General features: G+C 69.6%; 18 protein-coding genes. 12 read left to right on the top strand and 6 right to left on the bottom strand.

Annotated features, from left to right (window positions below):
* Positions 1-185 precede the first annotated feature (185 nt).
* The 6 genes from AMA02S_RS01600 (at position 186) to AMA02S_RS01580 (ending at position 4,837) form a co-directional block, all read left to right on the top strand.
* Positions 186-1,289: a slipin family protein gene (locus tag AMA02S_RS01600; protein ID WP_084264424.1), complete on the top strand. Its 1,104-nt coding sequence runs from the start codon at positions 186-188 to the stop codon at positions 1,287-1,289.
* A gap of 229 nt (positions 1,290-1,518) precedes the next feature.
* The gene (locus AMA02S_RS01595) at positions 1,519-2,088 is read left to right on the top strand and encodes a MarR family winged helix-turn-helix transcriptional regulator (protein ID WP_084264423.1); all 570 of its coding nucleotides are present in this window, start codon (positions 1,519-1,521) and stop codon (positions 2,086-2,088) included.
* Between the two features lie 62 nt (positions 2,089-2,150).
* On the top strand, positions 2,151-2,309 hold the full coding sequence (sp36, locus tag AMA02S_RS41225) for a Sp36 family protein (RefSeq protein ID WP_131897152.1): 159 nt from the start codon (positions 2,151-2,153) through the stop codon (positions 2,307-2,309).
* 130 nt (positions 2,310-2,439) lie between these two features.
* Entirely contained in the window at positions 2,440-2,901 is a 462-nt protein-coding gene (locus tag AMA02S_RS01590) for a RidA family protein (RefSeq protein WP_067450382.1), read from the top strand.
* 88 nt (positions 2,902-2,989) lie between these two features.
* The gene (locus AMA02S_RS01585) at positions 2,990-3,835 is read left to right on the top strand and encodes an NUDIX hydrolase (RefSeq protein ID WP_067451456.1); all 846 of its coding nucleotides are present in this window, start codon (positions 2,990-2,992) and stop codon (positions 3,833-3,835) included.
* Positions 3,836-4,051: 216 nt separating this feature from the next.
* The gene (locus AMA02S_RS01580) at positions 4,052-4,837 is read left to right on the top strand and encodes an MBL fold metallo-hydrolase (RefSeq protein WP_245667304.1); all 786 of its coding nucleotides are present in this window, start codon (positions 4,052-4,054) and stop codon (positions 4,835-4,837) included.
* A gap of 146 nt (positions 4,838-4,983) precedes the next feature.
* On the opposite strand, the gene AMA02S_RS01575 is transcribed toward AMA02S_RS01580, so the two are convergent.
* Positions 4,984-5,670 (bottom strand): Crp/Fnr family transcriptional regulator, encoded by a 687-nt coding sequence (locus AMA02S_RS01575; protein WP_067450375.1) that lies wholly within the window; start codon positions 5,668-5,670, stop codon positions 4,984-4,986.
* Positions 5,671-5,815: 145 nt separating this feature from the next.
* Here AMA02S_RS01575 and nth point away from each other — a divergent pair, with 145 nt between their 5' ends.
* The 3 genes from nth to AMA02S_RS01560 all read left to right on the top strand — a co-directional run bounded on the left by nth (position 5,816) and on the right by AMA02S_RS01560 (position 8,673).
* Positions 5,816-6,538, top strand: a complete 723-nt coding sequence (gene nth, locus AMA02S_RS01570) for an endonuclease III (RefSeq protein WP_067450372.1) — start codon at positions 5,816-5,818, stop codon at positions 6,536-6,538.
* A 97-nt stretch (positions 6,539-6,635) separates the two neighbouring features.
* The gene (locus tag AMA02S_RS01565) at positions 6,636-7,295 is read left to right on the top strand and encodes an NUDIX hydrolase (protein WP_439951575.1); all 660 of its coding nucleotides are present in this window, start codon (positions 6,636-6,638) and stop codon (positions 7,293-7,295) included.
* A 181-nt stretch (positions 7,296-7,476) separates the two neighbouring features.
* On the top strand, positions 7,477-8,673 hold the full coding sequence (locus tag AMA02S_RS01560; protein ID WP_174550922.1) for a MarP family serine protease: 1,197 nt from the start codon (positions 7,477-7,479) through the stop codon (positions 8,671-8,673).
* A gap of 27 nt (positions 8,674-8,700) precedes the next feature.
* Here AMA02S_RS01560 and AMA02S_RS01555 read toward each other — a convergent pair whose 3' ends face one another.
* The 5 genes from AMA02S_RS01555 to acs form a co-directional block, all read right to left on the bottom strand.
* Positions 8,701-9,156 (bottom strand): DUF309 domain-containing protein, encoded by a 456-nt coding sequence (locus AMA02S_RS01555; protein WP_067450369.1) that lies wholly within the window; start codon positions 9,154-9,156, stop codon positions 8,701-8,703.
* Between the two features lie 61 nt (positions 9,157-9,217).
* On the bottom strand, positions 9,218-10,141 hold the full coding sequence (locus AMA02S_RS01550) for an alpha/beta fold hydrolase (RefSeq protein ID WP_067450365.1): 924 nt from the start codon (positions 10,139-10,141) through the stop codon (positions 9,218-9,220).
* Between the two features lie 8 nt (positions 10,142-10,149).
* Positions 10,150-10,584 carry a phage holin family protein gene (locus AMA02S_RS01545; RefSeq protein WP_084264422.1) on the bottom strand — a complete coding sequence of 145 codons (435 nt, stop codon included), beginning with the start codon at positions 10,582-10,584 and terminating at the stop codon, positions 10,150-10,152.
* Positions 10,585-10,674: 90 nt separating this feature from the next.
* Positions 10,675-11,961 (bottom strand): Na+/H+ antiporter NhaA, encoded by a 1,287-nt coding sequence (gene nhaA / locus AMA02S_RS01540; protein ID WP_067450360.1) that lies wholly within the window; start codon positions 11,959-11,961, stop codon positions 10,675-10,677.
* Between the two features lie 263 nt (positions 11,962-12,224).
* Complete coding sequence (gene acs / locus AMA02S_RS01535; RefSeq protein WP_067450357.1) at positions 12,225-14,189, bottom strand: acetate--CoA ligase; 1,965 nt, start codon at positions 14,187-14,189, stop codon at positions 12,225-12,227.
* A 218-nt stretch (positions 14,190-14,407) separates the two neighbouring features.
* Here acs and AMA02S_RS01530 point away from each other — a divergent pair, with 218 nt between their 5' ends.
* The 3 genes from AMA02S_RS01530 to ssd all read left to right on the top strand — a co-directional run bounded on the left by AMA02S_RS01530 (position 14,408) and on the right by ssd (position 17,807).
* A complete protein-coding gene (locus tag AMA02S_RS01530; protein WP_067450354.1) occupies positions 14,408-15,199 on the top strand; it encodes a Fic family protein in 792 nt (263 codons plus the stop codon).
* Between the two features lie 35 nt (positions 15,200-15,234).
* Positions 15,235-15,852, top strand: coding sequence for a pentapeptide repeat-containing protein (locus tag AMA02S_RS01525; RefSeq protein WP_067450351.1), 618 nt, complete (start codon positions 15,235-15,237; stop codon positions 15,850-15,852).
* 875 nt (positions 15,853-16,727) lie between these two features.
* Positions 16,728-17,807: a septum site-determining protein Ssd gene (gene ssd / locus AMA02S_RS01520; protein ID WP_067450349.1), complete on the top strand. Its 1,080-nt coding sequence runs from the start codon at positions 16,728-16,730 to the stop codon at positions 17,805-17,807.
* Positions 17,808-17,853 lie beyond the last annotated feature (46 nt).

Raw genomic sequence — 17,853 nt, 5'->3', positions numbered from 1 at the left:
CGGCAAGGACTTTAGCGGCCGTCCTCGCTGCTGAAAGTGATCCCTGACACGGTGCCGTCCCAGACCGTGATGGCGTTGTTTCCGGCGTGCTCGCGAGGTTAGCTGGAAATGTGAAACCGGCCTGTGAGCCGGGTGCGTCTGAGCCTCGGGGGGTTCAGGCTGTCCACGCGAGAAAGGTGCCCGTGATGGAAGCGGTGGCCCTAGTCATCTTGCTCATCGTCGTGGTGGGCGGCCTGCTCACCTTGGCGTCGTCCCTTCGCGTCGTGCAGCAGTTCGAGCACGGGATCGTGTTCCGGTTCGGCCAGGTGCAGCGCGGCGGCGAGTTGCGTCCGGGCGCTGTCCGAAGCCCCGGTCTGACCGTGATTTTGCCGATCGCTGAACGAATGCAGAAGGTCAACCAGCAGACGGTCACGATGGGGGTGCCCGCCCAGGAGGGCATCACGCAGGACAACGTGAGCGTCCGGGTCGACGCGGTCGTCTATTTCCGGGTGGTCGACCCGGTGAAGGCGATCGTCAACGTCCAGAACTACGGTTACGCGGTCTCGCAGGTGGCGCAGACGTCGCTGCGGTCCGTCATCGGGCAGGCCGACATGCAGGAGCTGCTCGGCGAGCGCGAGAAGATCAACACCCGGCTGCGCGGGATCATCGACGAGATCACCCAGGATCCGTGGGGGTTGCTGATCGAGCGGGTCGAGATCAAGGACGTGTCGCTGCCCGAGGGCATGAAGCGGTCGATGGCCCGTCAGGCGGAGGCCGAGCGCGAGCGCCGTGCCCGCATCATCACCGCGGACGGCGAGTTCCAGGCGTCCAAGCGTCTCGCGGCGGCCGCGGAGATCATGTCGCAGGACCCGGCCGCCCTCCAGCTGCGCCTGCTGCAGACGGTGGTCGAGGTGTCCGCCGAGAAGAACAGCACGCTGGTCATGCCGCTACCGGTGGAGATCCTCCGCTTCTTCGACCGTGCGGCAGGCGGCGGCTCCGCACCGTCCGGCGAAGGCGGCGAGACCAGGCGGGATCTCGGTGAGCGGCTCGCCAGGGCGGAAGAGGAACTGGCCAAGGCGGCGGAGCAGCCGTCCACGCTGGAGTCCGCCGAGGACGTCCCGCCGGTCATCGGACTGGACGAGCCCAAGCAGCACCATGGCCTGGACAAGGCCGAGCGCCCGCAGGAGGTGTCCGGCCCAGCCGATGACCACCCGCGCGGGATCTCCGGCGGCGAAGACCCAGCCGCTCAAGGGCTCGGTACCGACGGCAAGGACGCGGGTGATCGCGGCAGCACGCCCGAGCAGGACTGAGTCCCCGCAGCCGTCCACGTCGCGGTGGCGTGCTGGCCGGGCGGATCGGGGGATGGCCGCGCCGCAGGCGGAGGGCCCATCGCCGCATCGACACTGCCACCGGCGGCATCTCATCGGGCTCGGCGGCCGGCTGGCCGTCCTGCGCTGACTCGGCCACTCCCGCCTGCTCAGCGACTCCCCGCCCTAGCAGCATGGGGCCGGTTCGCGGCGTGGGGCCTACGATCCGTGCATGGGCCGGAGAGAGGACCTGAACCGTCGCGCCGAACACGGCGCCGCGTCGCGAGCGGGCGAGCCGGTGGAGGCGGGCGAGGCATCGCGCGATCGGACGGACGGGCACGTCGCGCGGTGGTTGCCGATCCTGCCCGACCTCGATCCCGATATCGAGGGGGCCGTGACGCGGATGGCCTTCTTCGTGGAGCACCTGAAACGCGTCCGCGAGCGGTCGCTGGTGGAAGTCGATCTGCAGCGGCACGAGTACGACACGTTGCACGGTCTGGCGGGACGGCACGGGCACGCCACGCCCTCGGAGCTCGCGGCGGATCTGGGCATGGCACCGAACTCGATCACCGGACGGCTGGACGCGCTGGAGCGCCGCGGATTCGTCCGCCGGACGCCGTCGGCCACCGACCGGCGCCGCGTCATCGTCGAGCTGACCGACGAGGGACGGGCGACCTGGCTCCGCGCGATGGGCGGCGTCGGCCACGAGGAGTACCGCACCCTCGGGGCCCTGGACGCCGATGAGCGCCGCACACTGTCCGATCTGCTCCGCCGCATCATGCTCCGCGCCGAGCAGACCTGATCGTCGGACGAGAGGGCGGGTTCGGAACGGCGGGAGGCAGGCAGATCGCTAGGGTGATGGCCATGACGAAGTGGGAGTACGCGACCGTTCCGCTGCTGGTGCATGCGACCAAGCAGATCCTTGACAACTGGGGCCAAGACGGGTGGGAACTCGTCACCGTCCTGCCGGGGCCGAACCCGGAGAACCTTGTGGCGTACTTCAAGCGCGAAGTCCAGTCCTGAACCATCGCGACAGTACCGGCGGACGTGCGAACGTGGCTCGCCGCGGGCGGTGCCCGTCCCGTCGGCGCTGTGCGAAGCTTGATCGGTGGGCGGGCCGTCGGGCCCGCGTCGGCTGTGAGGGGAGTGGCCCATGAGTACGCCCGAGGAGCGGATCGGCGAACTCGGACTCGAACTGCCGGAGGTCGTCGCGCCGCTGGCGTCCTACCTCCCCACGGCGCGGACGGGCTCGCTCGTCTACACGGCCGGACAGGTTCCGATCGTCAAGGGTGAACTGACCTTGACCGGCAAGGTGGGCGTGGACGTCACCGCCGAACAGGCGACCGAGCAGGCCAGGATCTGCGCGCTCAACGCGATCGCCGCCCTGAAGGCGGAAGTGGGAGAGCTGTCCAGGATCGCGCGGATCGTCAAGGTCGTCGGGTTCGTCGCCAGCTCCCCCGACTTTCACGGGCAGCCACAGGTGATCAACGGGGCGAGCGACCTGCTGGGCGAGGTGTTCGGCGACGCGGGCCGGCACGCGAGGAGCGCCGTGGGCGTGGCCGTTCTGCCGCGCGACGCGGTGGTGGAGGTCGAGGTCATCGCCGAGGTCGCCTGAACACCGCCGGGCTTGACGGAATGCCGTTCGGTATGTCCGAATGACACGCCATGAGGATCATGCGGTGCCCGATCACTACCGGACGGCGATGAACGGGCTGAAGCTCCCGGCGGAGCTGCGGACGAGGGTCGAGGATGTCCTCGCCGGACGGGCGGAACCGGCTCCGGCCCGGCACGCGGCGACGGTGGTGGTGCTCCGTGATCATGCAGAGCACGGGCTCCAGGCGTTCATGCTGCGGCGGGTCCGCTCGATGACGTTCGCGCCGGGCGCGTATGTCTTCCCCGGTGGAGCGGTGGATTCGCGCGACGGGGAGGCGGCGCTTGCCTGGTCGGGGCCGTCGCCCGCCGAGTGGGGTGCGGCGTTCAACGCGGACGAGACGCTCGCCCGCGAGCTGGTGTGTGCGGCCGTCCGAGAGACGTTCGAGGAGAGCCTCGTCCTGCTGGCGGGTCCGACGGGATCGTCCGTGGTGGGCGACACGCGAGGGGACGACTGGGAAGCCGACCGTCGGGCTCTCCTGGATCGTTCTCAGTCGTTCGGTGAGTTCCTCGACCGGCGTGGTCTCGTCCTACGCTCTGACTTGCTCAGACCTTGGACGCACTGGGTCACGCCCGCGGTCGAGCCGAAACGCTATGACACGCGGTTCTTCGTTGCAGCGATCCCAGAAGGACAGCGTGCCGGAGATGTCAGCACCGAGGCTGACCAGGTGGCGTGGGTGCGTCCGGCCGAGGCCGCCGAGCGGGGACGCAGAGGGGACTGGTTCATGCTGCCGCCGACCGTGGCGACGCTCTCCGAACTGGCCGCGTTCGAGACGGTCGCGGACGTCCTCGCGGCGCCACGGGAGATCATCGTCTATGAGCCCACGGCGGAGATCATCGACGGTGAGGCGTATCTCGTCCTGCCCGAAGGCATCGAGCAGCACTACGCGCCGGGATGACACCGAGGTGACCCTGTCATGACGTCGCGCCGGAGGATGCCGCTGTCCAGGGCCGCAGTGTCCAGGGTCGTGATGTCCAGAATCGTGATGTCCAGGGCCGTGATGTCCAGGGCCGTGGTGTGGCGGCTCGCTGGCACGTCGGCGTTGCGTCACATGGAGCGCTGGGGCTGGAACCCGGTCCGTCACCCTGATCGAACCTCGGGCAGGATGGGTGAGATGAGCGATATCGACGGGATGGGGACGGAACGGGCCACCTGCGTGCTTGCCCCGAATCCGTCCGCGATGACGCTGGACGGGACGAACACCTGGATCATCGGTGAGCCCGGCGCCGAGGAGGTCGTGGTCGTCGACCCCGGCCCGAAGGACGGCAGGCACCTGCGCCGCGTCGTGGACATCGTCGCGTCCCAGGGACGCCGCGTCGGCCTCGTCCTGCTCACGCACGGCCACCCCGACCACGCCGCCGGCGCCGCGAAGTTCGCGGGCCTCGCCGGGGAACGGGTCAGGGTGCGGGCGCTCGACCCGCGCCACCGGCTGGGCGACGAGGGCCTGTCCGAAGGGGACGTGATCACCACGGGCGGCCTGGAACTGCGGGTCATGGAGACACCCGGCCACACCGACGACTCGCTCACGTTCTGGCTGCCGGCCGACGGAGCCGTCCTGACCGGCGACACCGTCCTCGGGTACGGGACGACCGTCCTGGAGGGCAAGCTCGGTGACTACATGAGTTCCTTGGACCGGCTCCGTACCTTCGCCGCCGATATGGGGGCCGCCACGATCCTGCCCGGCCACGGACCGAAGCTGGACGATCCGCTGGCCGCCCTCGACCACTACATCGACCACCGTCGCGAGCGTCTCGCCCAGGTGGAGGCCGCCGTCGCGGCGGGCGCCTCGACCGCGCGTGAGGTCGTGGAGCGCGTCTACGCCGATGTGGACAAGTCCCTGTGGCCGGCGGCGGAGTGGTCCGTCCAGTCGCAGCTGGACTATCTCAAGACTCGCAACTGACCCCCAAGCGCGCGGGGGCGCGCGGGGGCTGCGGTGCGGTTGTGTGCAGGGGGGCGCTTGGTGCGCTGTGATGCCGGCGTGGGTGCGCCTGTGGTGCCGGCCGCACGATCACGGCGCCGATGGCGTGACCGTGCAGGCCCTTTCGGTCATTTGGAGCGCTTGCGAAGCCGGTCGATGTCGAGGATCACCACGGCCCGCGCCTCGATCCGCAGCCAGTTGCGCTGGGCGAAGTCGGCGAGCGCCTTGTTGACCGTCTCGCGGGACGCGCCGACGAGCTGCGCCAGCTCCTCCTGCGTGAGGTCGTGGTGGACGTGCAGGCCGGCCTCGGACGGCTGCCCGAAGCGTTCGGCGAGGTCGAGCAGCGCCTTGGCGACACGCCCGGGCACGTCCGTGAACACCAGGTCGGCCATCACGTCATTGGTCTTGCGCAGCCGCTGAGCGAGGGCGCGCAGTAGCTGCACGGCCACTTCAGGGTGGCCGGTGAGCCAGGGACGTAGATCGTCGTGGCCGAGCCCGGCGAGCCGGCACTCGGTCACCGCGATGGCGCTGGCGGTCCGGGGGCGGGGATCGAACAGCGACAGCTCGCCGAACATCTCGCTCGGGCCGAGCACGCTCAGCAGGTTCTCCCTGCCGTCCGGCGCCGTCCGGGTCAGTTTGATCTTGCCCTCCAGGACGACGTACAGGCGGTCGCCCGTCTCGCCCTCGTTGAAGAGGGTCTGGCCCCGGGCGAGCCGCACCTCGGTCACATTGGCGCGCAGCGCCTTGGCGCCCTGCTCGTCGAGGGCCTCGAAGAGCGGGGCTCTGCTGAGAACATCCACGTCGCGGTCGGTCACGCTTCTCCTCCTCGAACACCTACATGCATAGTGTGACGTACGTCCCACCGCGTACGTGAAGGTAGGGTCACGGCGCGCCGAAACGCGGGACCGAACACGTACCCTTGCCCACGTGCCTCGCAACGGTAGTCCCGCCCCCGCGGCGGTGCCCCGCCAGCCCACCAGGTCCCGGGACGAGACGCGCCTCGCACTCGTCCGCCGTTCTCGGCGGATCAACCGCGAACTCGCCGCGCTCTATCCCGACGCCCACTGTGAGCTGGACTTCACGAATCCACTTGAGCTGTTGGTCGCCACGATCCTGTCCGCCCAGTGTACGGACCGGCGGGTGAATGCAGTCACACCGGCTCTCTTCGCCCGTTACCGGACCGCCGAGGACTATGCCGCGGCGGACCGCGCGGAGCTGGAGACGATGATCCAGTCGACCGGCTTCTTCCGGGCCAAGGCGAACAACATCATGAAGCTGGGGCACGACCTGAGCGAGCGTTACGGCGGCGAGGTTCCGGGTCGGCTGAAGGACCTCGTCACGCTCCCGGGCGTCGGGCGCAAGACCGCCAACGTCGTCCTCGGGAACGCCTTCGACGTCCCGGGGATCACGGTCGACACCCATTTCGGCCGCCTCGCCCGCCGTTTCGGCTGGACGGACGAGACCGATCCGGTCAAGGTCGAGAAGGAGATCGGGGAGCTGATCCCCCGCAAGGACTGGACGATGCTGTCGCATCGGCTCATCTGGCACGGCCGCCGCATCTGCCATTCACGCCGTCCCGCCTGCGGCGCCTGCCCGATTGCCCGGCTTTGCCCGGCGTTCGGGGAGGGGCCGACCGACGAGGCCACGGCCCGCAAACTGGTGAAGACCGGCCCGTTCTCCTGAACGGAGCCCACATCCGAAGGTACCGCGGCAAGGCGAGAGGTATCCGAACGGATATCTGACTGGGAAGGAACGTGAGCGTATCGGAGTTGGGACAGGCGTGACCGAGACCCCACCCTCGTACCCGCAGTGGCTCGACCGTTTCCGCGCCGAGGCACCGCGGATGTCGGTGCCGCCGCTCTTCGAGCCCCCCCGGGACGCCCGCGCCGCCGCGGTGCTGATCCTCTTCGGGGAGGGGCCGGAGGGGCCGGACGTCCTGCTCACCGAGCGGGCCGCCACCCTCAACAAGCATGCGGGCCAGCCGGCGTTCCCCGGCGGCCGCATCGACCCCGAGGACGACGGCCCCGTCGCGGCGGCATTGCGGGAGGCGTGGGAGGAGGCGGGCGTCGAGCCGTCCGGTGTGGACGTGCTGTGCTCGCTGCCCGAGCTGTACCTGTCGCGCAGTGAGCACCGGGTCACCCCCGTCGCCGGGTGGTGGCGTGAGCCGTCCGAGATCGCTCCCGGGCATCCGGGGGAGGTCGCGATGGTGGCGCGGGTGCCGATCGCCGAGCTGGTCGACCCGGCGAACCGGCTGACGGTCCGGCACCCGTCCGGGCTCAAGCTGGGGCCCGCCTTCCGCGTCCGCGAGATGCTCGTGTGGGGGTTCACCGGGTTGCTGCTCACCGAGGTGCTGGCCGCTGGCGGCTGGGATCTTCCGTGGGACGCGGCGCGCGTCGAGGATCTGCCGCGCGAGGTCCTGGACCTCGCGGCGCGGGACTGAGAACGGGCCTTCGCGGGACGGTCCGCAGGTCAGACGCTTGGGCTCGTCCTGAGCCCGGCGCGGGCCCGTCTCGTGCGCGTTCGGTGGCCGGCTGGCATCCCACCTGACGGCTATCTATGACGTCACAATCTGGTACAGCGAGGGGACGTGCGCGAGGCCCGCGGCCCTATACGGTGAAGCGGTGCTGCACGACCACATACTCGACCTGATCCTGCTCGTGCTCGTCGTGCTGTTCGGAATCTCGGGCTACCGGCAAGGCTTCATCGTCAGCCTGCTGAGCTTCGTCGGGTTCGTCGGCGGCGGGGTCGTGGGAGTGCTGGTCGCGCCGCCGATCGCGGGCACCGCCGTGAACGGTGGGGCGCAGCAGGCGCTGCTCGCCATCGTGATCGCGTTCCTGGCGGCCACGTTCGGGCAGCTGATGGCGTCGTCGGTGGGCGCCGTGCTGCGCAACCGTGTGACCGGGATGAACGCCCGCACCGCCGACACGGTCGGCGGCCCTTTCGTCAGCGCGCTGTCGCTGCTGATCGTCGCCTGGTTCTTCGGCCATCTGGTGGACGAGTCGGAGTTCAAACCCCTGCGCACCCAGGTCAAGGGCTCCACGATCATCAATGGCATCAACGACGTCATGCCCACGGAGGCGCAGGGCTGGTTCTCCTCGTTCGAGGGGTTCGTGCGGAACAGCGAGTTCCCGCAGGTCTTCAACGGCCTCGGCGGCGAGTCGGTGGTGCAGGTGCCGCCGCCGGACGACTCCATCCTCAACACCAGCGCGCTGCGGAACGTCCGGCGCAGCATCGTCAAGGTCGTCAGCACGGCGCCGCAGTGCCAGCGCAGGATCGAGGGCACCGGTTTCGTGTTCGCGCCCGAGCACATCATGACCAACGCGCATGTCGTGGCGGGCGCGCGCGGGTCGTCGGTCGTGCAGTCGTTGAACGGGTCCAACGATCGTGGACGGGTCGTCCTGTACGACCCGAAGCGGGACGTCGCGATCCTGTACGTGCCGGGGCTGGAGGCGCCGCCGCTGAAGTTCGCCGGCTCGGCCCGGGTCCGCGACAACGCGATCATCGCCGGTTTCCCGAAGAACCAGCCGTTCCGGGCGGGTGCCGCGCGGATCCGCGCCCGGCAGACCGCCAAGGGCCCGGACATCTATCACAGTGGTCAGGTCAGCCGCGAGATCTACGCCATCCGCGGGACGGTCGAGCCGGGCAACTCCGGGGGGCCGCTGTTGTCCACGGACGGGCGCGTCTATGGCGTCATCTTCGCCGCCGCCCTGGACACACCATCCACCGGTTATGCCCTCACCGCCGAAGAGGTCGCCGCGGACGCGCGCACTGGCTCGACGCTCACCAACCCCGTCTCGACTCAGAGCTGCTCAGACTGAGCTCAAGGCCGCCCTGTAGCCGACCCTCTAGAAGGGCTTGAGGCGAAGGTCTACAGGGCCCGTGCTAGGACCACTGTCGGCAAGAGCGCGGATCTGCTGCACGATCCCTTGAACATCAAGGCCGTGCGGGGGATCGGTCTTGTACGGCTCCAGTCGATCCGCCGAACGGTTGAGCAGAGCCGTGGCGCCCTTGGTGTTTCCTCGGCGCAGGTGGGTGATGCCTACGGCGACCTGTGCGAGACCGCGCCACAACTCCCGCTCGGCCTCCGGGGCCGCCTTCCAGACCGCTTCGAGGACCTCGTGGGCGTGGAACGGCCTGTCGTCGTCCAGGAGGCGCTGGGCCTCGACGAGTGCTTCTGCCGGCGCCATATCGAGGTCTTCGGGCATCGTCGGGATGCCGGCCGCGCCATGGGGCAGCGGACGACCGTACGCGTCGCGTGGTCGCGCGTTGCGTGGCCGCCCGGACTCGTCCCGATCCCGCATCCCACCACCGTACGCGGAGGCTGACCCACGTTGGCCTACGGGCTGGCTCACCCTTACGGGTCTATCGTTCCGGTTCAGGGTCGGCGAGCCAGCCGAGGAGTTGGGAGTCGAACGCGTGGGGGCGTTCCTCGTGGGGGAAGTGCCCTGCTCCTTCGATGAGCTTCCACCGGTACGGGGCTGCGACGTACCGTCCAGACCCTTGGGCGCTTCCGGGAAGGGTGCAGGTGTCGAGCGCCCCGTGCAACTGGAGGGTCGGCGCTTGGATGGGAGTACGCATGCGGTGCGCGTACCGGATGCCGTCCGGGCGGGGCTGGGAGCGGACCAGCCAGCGGTGATATTCCAGAGCGCAATGCACCGTCCCGGGAATCTGCACCGCGCTCCGGACGAGCCGTTCGGTGCGCTCGTCCGGCCAACCTGGGCCCGACCACTCGTGCAGCAAGCGGCCCACCATGGCCGCGTCGTCGCGGACCAGGCGCCGCTCCGGCCACATGGGCACCTGGAAGCCGAGCGTGTGGCGTGTCGCCCACCCCTGGCCGCGCAGGTCGCCCCGGACGGCCTGCCGCAGCCGCAGCGGATGCGGTGCGCTCACCACGGCCAATCGCTGGACGATCTTGGGGTGGTAGACGGCCATCGTCCAGGCCAGCAGCCCGCCCCAGTCGTGCCCGACCACGATCGCATTGGCCTCGCCCAGGGCGCGGACGAGTCCGGCGGCGTCCCCGGCCAGCGTGACCAGGTCGTATCCGCGCGGTGGCTTGTCGCTGCCGCCGTAGCCGCGCAGGTCCACCGCGGCCGCGCGGTAGCCCGCCGCGGCGAGCGACACCAGTTGCCGGTGCCATGACCACCAGAACTCGGGGAAGCCGTGCAGCAGCAGGACGAGCGGTCCCTCGCCGGCCTCGGCGACGTGGAAGCGCGTCCCGCCCGCGCTGATCGCCCGGTGCGCCCAGGGGCCGTCCACCTCGACCAGCGACGGATCGTGCGCGGCCATGGCGTCGCTCAGCTCTCGAGAGCGGGGGTGTCGTCGGAGTCGCCGCGGTGCCGCAGCATGGTCAGGTCGTCCTTGAGCGTCTTGCGCGTCCGCTTCGCACCGTCGATCTTGCGGATGCGCAGGTACCCGATGCCGATCAGCGCGAGGGCGAGCAGCAGGTAGACGCCGGAGACGATGAGGAACGCCGCCCAGTGCCAGATACCGACCGCGACCAGCCCGTATGCGGCGGCCATGGACAGCAGGATGACGATCAGCCCGCCGATCAGCGCGGCGATGCTGAACATCACGCTGCCGAGCGCGGCCTTCTTGGCGTCGGCCTTCAGCTCCAGCTTGGCCAGGTCCATCTCCGCCCTGACCAGGTTGGAGACGTTGCTGGACGCCAGTGCGACCAGCTCGCCGAGGGATTTCTCCTCGACGCGCTCGCCCGGCAGTGCCTCGGACATATCGCTTTCTCCTTCCAGAGCCCCCCGGCCTCCATGGCTTGCCCAAGCCTGGCAGCTGGGCGGATCGTCCGGCCACCCGGTGTCACGACGTCAGTCCAGGCGCGCGCGCTGACGCACCCTCCTTCGGAAAACGACGGTCGCTGCCGCCGAGGCCAGAACGCTCGCGATCAGGACCGCAGTCGTCACTCTCTCGAATTGTGACGGGTCGGTATAGGCCAAACCGCCGATCAGCAGGGAAACGGTGAAACCGACCCCGGCGAGCATCGCGACTCCCGCGATCTCACGCCAGTGCAGTTCCTCCCCCAGCGTCGCCAGGCCGAGCCGTACGGCCGCCCAGGCGCCGCCAAGGACGCCCACGAACTTACCGATCACCAGACCCGCGATCACGCCGAGGGCCACCCGATCGCCGAACACCGCCCCGAGCGCCGATCCGCTCAACGCCACGCCCGCCGACAGGAACGCGAACACGGGCACGCAGAACCCCGCGGAGAACGGTCTGAGGACGTGGTCTGCGCGCTCGGCGTTCGTGGGCCGCTCGTCCGGTGTCTCGTGGGGGCTGGTCAGCATTCCCATGGCTACACCCGCGACGGTTGCGTGGATCCCACTTCGCTGGACGCAGTACCAGGCGAGGACGGCCAGTGGCACGTACACCCATGGCGAGCGGACGTTCCTGGACTGCAACAGCCCATAGCCCGCTATCAGCGCCACACCCAGCAGGAGTGGACCCCATTCGAGTGCGTCGGTGTAGAAGACCGCGATGATCGCGATGGCGATCAGGTCGTCCACCACGGCGAGGGTCAGCAGGAACGCGCGCAGCGGCGCCGGGCACGCCGTGAACGTCACGGCCAGCACCGCCAGCGCGAACGCGATGTCGGTGGCGGTCGGCACGGCCCAGCCCCGCGCCGCCCCCGGCTCGCCGGCGCTCACGAGCAGGAAGATCAGCGCGGGCGCCACCACCCCGGCGGTCGCCGCGATCACCGGTAGCGCCGCGTCGCGCGCATTGCGCAGCTCGCCGTGTGTCAGCTCCTCGCGCAGCTCCAGCCCGGCGATGAAGAAGAACACCGCCAGGAGCGCGCTGGACGCCCAGTGCTGCACGTCCATATGGCCGATGTGCAGCCAGTGCGGGCTGAAACCGTACTTCTGTAGATCGGCGTATGACGCAGCCCAAGGGGTGTTGGCCCAGACCAGGGCCACCACCGCCGCGACCAGCATGATCACGCCGCCGACCGTTTCGGTGCGCAGTGCCTGCGTGACCTGCCGGCTGTAGCGGACCGTGGGCCGGAAAGGCCAGCGCGCGGCGACGCGGCGTGGGGCGGACGGGCGGGCCCGGCCGTGCGCCGGCTGGTGATCACGGCGTCGCTCGGGCTGGCGCGGCATGAGAACCCCCGGGAAGACGGACGGACGGCTGAGACCAACCCGCGTCCGGCCACGGGGAAGACCCCTGCCGACCAGACTTCCCGGCGCACCTGCCTTCCACCCTACCTGCAAGATCTTGTGAAGATTCCGGCGCGGCGGTAGCACCCCAGCTCAGCCCCTTCGAAGGGGCCGGCCGGCAGGGGGCTGGACATGCGGCGGCCCGCGGCCGGGACGGGAACCGATGTCCCGGCCCGGCCGCGGGCCGCCGCCTCACACCGTGCGGTTCAGTCCTCGGACTTGCTGCTGGGCAGCTTCTCGGAGATGAGATCCATCACCGTGCTGTCCGCCAGCGTGGTGACGTCCCCGATGCTGCGGTTCTCGGCGACGTCGCGCAGCAGCCGGCGCATGATCTTGCCGGAGCGCGTCTTGGGCAGCTCCGGGACGATCATGATCTGGCGGGGCTTGGCGATCGGGCCGAGCGTCTTGGCGACGTGGTCGCGCAGTTCCTTGAGGAAGTCCGCGCCCTCGACGTCGCCCGCGCTGCCGCGCGGAATGACGAACGCCACGATGGCCTGCCCGGTCACCGGGTCGGTCGCGCCCACGACCGCCGACTCGGCCACCTTCGGGTGCGAGACCAGAGCCGACTCCACCTCCGTCGTGGAGATGTTGTGCCCCGACACCAGCATCACGTCGTCGACCCGGCCGAGCAGCCACAGATCGCCGTCGTCGTCCTTCTTCGCGCCGTCCCCCGCGAAGTACAGGCCGTCGAACTTCGACCAGTACGTCTTGACGTATCGCTCGTCGTCGCCCCAGATGGTGCGGAGCATCGACGGCCACGGCTCCTTGACCACGAGGAACCCGCCGCCGCCGTTCGGCACCGCGTTCCCCTGGTCGTCCACCACGTCCGCCACGATTCCCGGTAGCGGACGCATCGCCGCGCCCGGCTTCCCGGCCGTCACCCCCGGAAGCGGGCTGATCATGATGCCGCCGGTCTCCGTCTGCCACCACGTGTCGACCACGGGGGTCTTGCCCGCCCCGATGTGCTCGCGGTACCAGACGTACGCTTCGGGGTTGATCGGCTCACCGACGCTCCCGAGGACGCGCAGGGACGACAGGTCGAACCGGGCAGGGATGTCGTCGCCCCACTTCATGAACGTACGGATCGCCGTGGGCGCCGTGTAGAAGATGGAGACCTTGTACTTCTGGATGACCTCCCACCAGCGGCCCTGGTGCGGCGTGTCCGGCGTGCCCTCGTACAGCACGCTGGTGGCGCCATTGGCGAGCGGGCCGTAAACGATGTAGGAGTGGCCGGTCACCCATCCGATGTCGGCCGAGCACCAGTACACGTCCGTCTCAGGCTTCAGATCGAACACCGCGTGGTGCGTGTAGGCGATCTGGGTCAGGTACCCACCGGTGGTGTGCAGGATCCCCTTCGGCTTACCCGTCGTACCGGACGTGTAGAGGATGTACAGAGGGTGCTCCGAGTCCATGGGCTCGGCAGTGTGCTCCTCGCTCTGCCGCTCCACCACGTCCTGCCACCACACGTCGCGCTCGTTCTCGGCGACCTCCTCACCAGTACGGCGCACGACGAGGACGTTCCCGACAGACGGTGTCTGCGCGACGGCCTCGTCCACGGTCGGCTTCAGGGCGGAGGGCTTGCCGCGCCTGTACCCACCGTCGGCCGTGATGACGAGCTTGGCCTGCGCGTCGTCGATGCGGGTGCGGAGCGCCTCCGCGGAGAAGCCGCCGAACACCACCGAGTGCGTGGCGCCGATGCGCGCGCACGCGAGCATCGAGATCGGCAGCTCGGGGATCATCGGCAGGTAGATCGCGACCCGGTCGCCCTTGCGGATGCCGAGTTCCAGCAGCGCGTTCGCCGCCTTGCTCACCTCGCGCTGCAGGTCGGCGTAGGTGAGCGTCCGGGTGTCACCCGGCTCGCCCTCCCAGTGGAAAGCGATCTTCGCGCCGCGGCCGGCCTCCACATGCCGGTCCACACAGTTGTAGGCGACGTTCAGCTCGCCGCCCACGAACCACTTGGCGAACGGTGGGTTGCTCCAGTCCAGGACCTCGTCCCAGGGCTTGGACCATGCCAGCCGGTCCGCTTGCCGGGCCCAGAAGCCCAGGCGATCCTCGGACGCCTCGTCGTACGCCTCGGCCTTGACGTTCGCCGACTCGGCGAGCTCGGCCGGAGGTGCGAAACGCCGCGTCTCCTGAAGGAGGTTCGACAGTGTCTCTTGGCTCTGGCTCACGCGTACTCCTTGCTAGCTGACGGGGGTCGCCCGGTGTGCCCACTCCACCAGGAAAGGTCGCACCCGCACAAGGTCGCTTCCCACGTGTTGAGCAGGAACGCACCCAGCGCTCATGGCTCCTGACGATGCTATGTGATGCCTGGCACAGGCTCCCGTCCCGGTATGCAAGACGGGCCCGCGTTGCCCGGTTCGTGGTGGCGACAGCATAAAGTCGGGCCGTGACCGATGCCCTTGCCGACGTGGCGAACCTACCCGGCGTGGCCGACGCCGTGGCCGACGCGCGTGCCGCCGTGGACCGCCTGCTGGGCCACCGCGTCCTGCGGCGCCGCAGCGCTGAGGTCTCCACCGAGTCCGCCCTGCGCGGCGCCAGGGCGTCGGCAGTCCTCGAAGGCGCCTCGATCACCCTGGACGAGTTGCGCACCACCGAGCATCCGTCCGACCCGGCCGTGCAAGGTGCCCTGCGGGTGTCGGCGGAACTGGGCACTCTGGCCGAGACATGGCGACAGGCGCCCCGGCAGGTTCTCGCCCGGCTCCACGTGCTCGCGGCCGCGGATGCCGTCGACAGCACAGATCTCGGGCGTCCGCGCATAGGCGACCGGCCTGTGAAGGACATCCTCGGGCTGGACGAGCCGCCGTCCCCGTCCGAAGTGGCGGCGCGCCTGGACGCGCTTAGCGGGCTGCTGACCCAGCCCACCAAGGCACCGGCACTTGTCACCGCCGCTGTCGTGCATGGGGAGTTGCTGACGCTCCGTCCGTTCGGCTGGGGGGACGGGATCGTCGCCCGCGCCGCACAGCGCATCACCCTCGTCGCCCGTGGGCTCGACCCCAAGTCCCTGACCGCCCCTGAAGTCGGCCATGCCGAACTCGCCGGGGAGTACGCCGAGGCGATTCGCGCCTACGCGTCCGGCACGGCCGAGGGCGTGGCCGCCTGGATCGCCCACTGCGCAGCCGCCACCGCCGTTGCAGCCCGTGATTCGCAGGCGATCTGCGAGGCGTTCCTCCGCGGGTGAGGTTCCTTGTCGGTGGGGTACGTCATTGTGTTCCCATGGCCGATCGCAAGCACGCGCGTCCCGCGGCGCCCACCGACACCACCGTCTCTTCCGCCGACTGGGATTCCCGTGATCTGACGGGGGAGCAGCACGAACGCGTCCTGTTCGTGGACGTCGACATGACCGAGGCCAGTGGTGTGGGCGCGGTGTTCACCGACTGCACGTTCCGCGGTGTCCGATTCAACGCCTCCACCCACACCGACTCGGCGTTCGTGAACTGCACCTTCGTCCGGTGTGGCTTTTTCGATGCGACGTTCAGCGGCTGCAAGCTCGTGGGCAGCATGTTCGACGGCTGCACCTATGACTTGCTCAAGGTAAAGGGCGGCGACTGGTCGTTCGTCGGGCTCCCCGGTGCCGACTTGCGCCGCGCGTCGTTCGAGGACGTCCGCATGCGCGAGGCCGATCTCACCGGCGCACGCTGTGCCGGAGCGACGATCCGGGGCGTCGACCTGTCGGGCGCATGGCTGCACAAGGCGGACCTGACTCGCTGTGACCTCCGTGGAAGCGACGTCTCCGCGATCGACCCGTACACCGTCGAACTGAAGCAAGCAGTGATCGACCCGTACCAGGCGGTCGTGATAGCCGCCGCCATGGGTTTGGACGTGCGCGACTGACATAGCGAACGGCGTCCCTCTGCGAGACGCCGTCGCCAGCCACGTCACACCGGGTTACCAAGCGTGCACCTCGTATTCGTCGGAGCGGGTCAAGCCCGTCTCGACGCGCCTCCCGCGGCTGGTCGCGCGTGGGTGCCCGGCTGCCGTGCTCGGACACGTGGTCCGTATGTTTCTGTCTACGCCTCGTTTGCCCAGATGACAACCCCCCATTGGCAAAACGGGCGTGGCAATGGAGGCGCGCCGCGAGACGATCCCGTCGCTGCTCATACCGTCTGTCCGGCGCGGAATATACGATTCCGGGCTATCTCTGCCGCCTTGCCATCCGACATATCGATCACGCAGTGTGATCGTTTCTTTTTGGTTCCGACCCGGAAAGATCTTTAGTTCTGCTGTACGCTCCGACTTCCGTCCCGTTGCGCAAGACGGGGCCGGGCGGGGGCGTTGCGGCGCCTCCGGTTGAGGCGGGTTCGTCCCAACCAGGTGAGAAAAAACGCCACAGCCAGGGCGAGTTTGCTGCTCGACGGAACTCCCGACGACCGGGCAGCATATGTTGTATCCGCCTAGACTGGAGACGGCGAGTTTGCCTCTTCTATAGATCAAACTTGCGCGCGCCCAGCCCGTTCTCCTCCGAGGCTTTCTTGGAAAACGGGCCGGCTCTACCCCCCCGGAGCCGGACCGTTCTGGCGACCCCCGCTCTCCCCCCCCGGCGGGGGTCGCCCAGCCGTGAGACGGCCGGGCGGTGGTATTGCCACCGCCCGGCCGTGAGCTGCGGTGATCATGCGATGCCGGCGGAGTTATCCACAGTTCACGGAACCCCTTTCGCCCGGGTGCGGCGGGGTCGCAAGGTGGAGTCCTCCGGAGGACGAGGGGATCCGATGAACCTTGCCGCGTTGATCGTCACGAACGATCCAGCATTGGCCGACGGCCTGCTCCGACTGGCAGCCGCCGTCGACGCCCACGCCGAGGTCGCTCACGGAACCGACGAGGCCAGAACGGCCTGGACCTGGCCCGCCCTCGTCCTGGTCGGGGCCGACTCGGCGCACGATGTCGCATCGGCCGCCCTTCAGCGTCGCCAAGGCGTCGTGCTGGTCACGAGCGGGGACGCCACCCCGGAGACCTACCGCATGGCGGTCGAGGTCGGCGCCCAAGACGTCGCGATCCTGCCCGATCACGAGGACTGGCTGATCAATGCCTTCGCCACCGCCGGCGAACCGGACAGCAACCTCGGCGCGACGGTCTGCGTCGTCGGCGCCCGGGGCGGCGCCGGAGCCAGCGCCCTCGCCGCCGCCCTCGGGGTGGGCGCCGCGACCACCGGCCTGCGCACCCTCCTCGTGGACGCCGACCCTCTCGGCGGGGGCATCGACCTCCTGCTCGGGCTGGAGGGTCACGAGGGCGTCCGCTGGCACGACCTGGCCGAGCGCCGCGGTCGTCTCAACCCCACCAACCTCCGCGACTCCCTTCCCCGCACCGGCGACCTGTCCGTCCTGTCCTGGCGCCGTGGCGAACCGGTGCCCATTTCAGTAGAGGCGACCGTCGCCCTGCTGGACGCCGCCGTCCGCGGTTTCGACCTCGTCATCACCGACGTCCCGCGCTATCCGGGTGACATCGGCCGCGCCGCCCTGCGCGCCGCCGATGTCACCTACCTGCTCGTCCCCGCTGAGGTCCGCGCGACCGTCGCCGCCGACGGTGTCTCGTCCATCCTCCGCCGCGACACCGCCGACCTTCGCGTCATCGTCCAAGGCCCGGCACCGGGCGGCCTGACCCCCGGGATGGTCGCCCAGGCTCTGGGCATCCCACCCGCCGGCACCTTCGAGCGCGACCGCCGTCTCCCCACCGCCATGGACGAGGGCACCCTCCCCCGCGTATGCCGCCGAGGTCCCCTCGCCGACGTCAGCGCCCGCATCCTCGCCGACCTCTCGCTCCATCCCTACACCGACAGGGAAGAGGCCGCCTGATGCGCACGAGAACAGCACGGCACCAAGCCCCGCCCCAACCACGAAC

The sequence above is a fragment of the Actinomadura macra NBRC 14102 genome (assembly GCF_001552215.1).
In the GTDB taxonomy this organism is placed as follows: domain Bacteria; phylum Actinomycetota; class Actinomycetes; order Streptosporangiales; family Streptosporangiaceae; genus Spirillospora; species Spirillospora macra.
The sequence above is the reverse complement of the archived record's forward strand: the minus strand, read 5'-3'. Positions and strand labels throughout refer to the sequence as shown.

Excerpts from the sequence above, each read along its gene's own strand:
- AMA02S_RS01600 (WP_084264424.1), top strand. The coding sequence starts at position 186 with ATGGAAGCGGTGGCCCTAGTCATCTTGCTCATCGTCGTGGTGGGCGGC.
- AMA02S_RS01595 (WP_084264423.1), top strand. The coding sequence starts at position 1,519 with ATGGGCCGGAGAGAGGACCTGAACCGTCGCGCCGAACACGGCGCCGCG.
- sp36 (WP_131897152.1), top strand. The coding sequence starts at position 2,151 with ATGACGAAGTGGGAGTACGCGACCGTTCCGCTGCTGGTGCATGCGACC.
- AMA02S_RS01590 (WP_067450382.1), top strand. The coding sequence starts at position 2,440 with ATGAGTACGCCCGAGGAGCGGATCGGCGAACTCGGACTCGAACTGCCG.
- AMA02S_RS01585 (WP_067451456.1), top strand. The coding sequence starts at position 2,990 with ATGAACGGGCTGAAGCTCCCGGCGGAGCTGCGGACGAGGGTCGAGGAT.
- AMA02S_RS01580 (WP_245667304.1), top strand. The coding sequence starts at position 4,052 with ATGAGCGATATCGACGGGATGGGGACGGAACGGGCCACCTGCGTGCTT.
- AMA02S_RS01555 (WP_067450369.1), bottom strand. The coding sequence starts at position 9,156 with ATGCGGGATCGGGACGAGTCCGGGCGGCCACGCAACGCGCGACCACGC.
- AMA02S_RS01550 (WP_067450365.1), bottom strand. The coding sequence starts at position 10,141 with ATGGCCGCGCACGATCCGTCGCTGGTCGAGGTGGACGGCCCCTGGGCG.
- AMA02S_RS01545 (WP_084264422.1), bottom strand. The coding sequence starts at position 10,584 with ATGTCCGAGGCACTGCCGGGCGAGCGCGTCGAGGAGAAATCCCTCGGC.
- nhaA (WP_067450360.1), bottom strand. The coding sequence starts at position 11,961 with ATGCCGCGCCAGCCCGAGCGACGCCGTGATCACCAGCCGGCGCACGGC.
- AMA02S_RS01525 (WP_067450351.1), top strand. The coding sequence starts at position 15,235 with ATGGCCGATCGCAAGCACGCGCGTCCCGCGGCGCCCACCGACACCACC.
- ssd (WP_067450349.1), top strand. The coding sequence starts at position 16,728 with ATGAACCTTGCCGCGTTGATCGTCACGAACGATCCAGCATTGGCCGAC.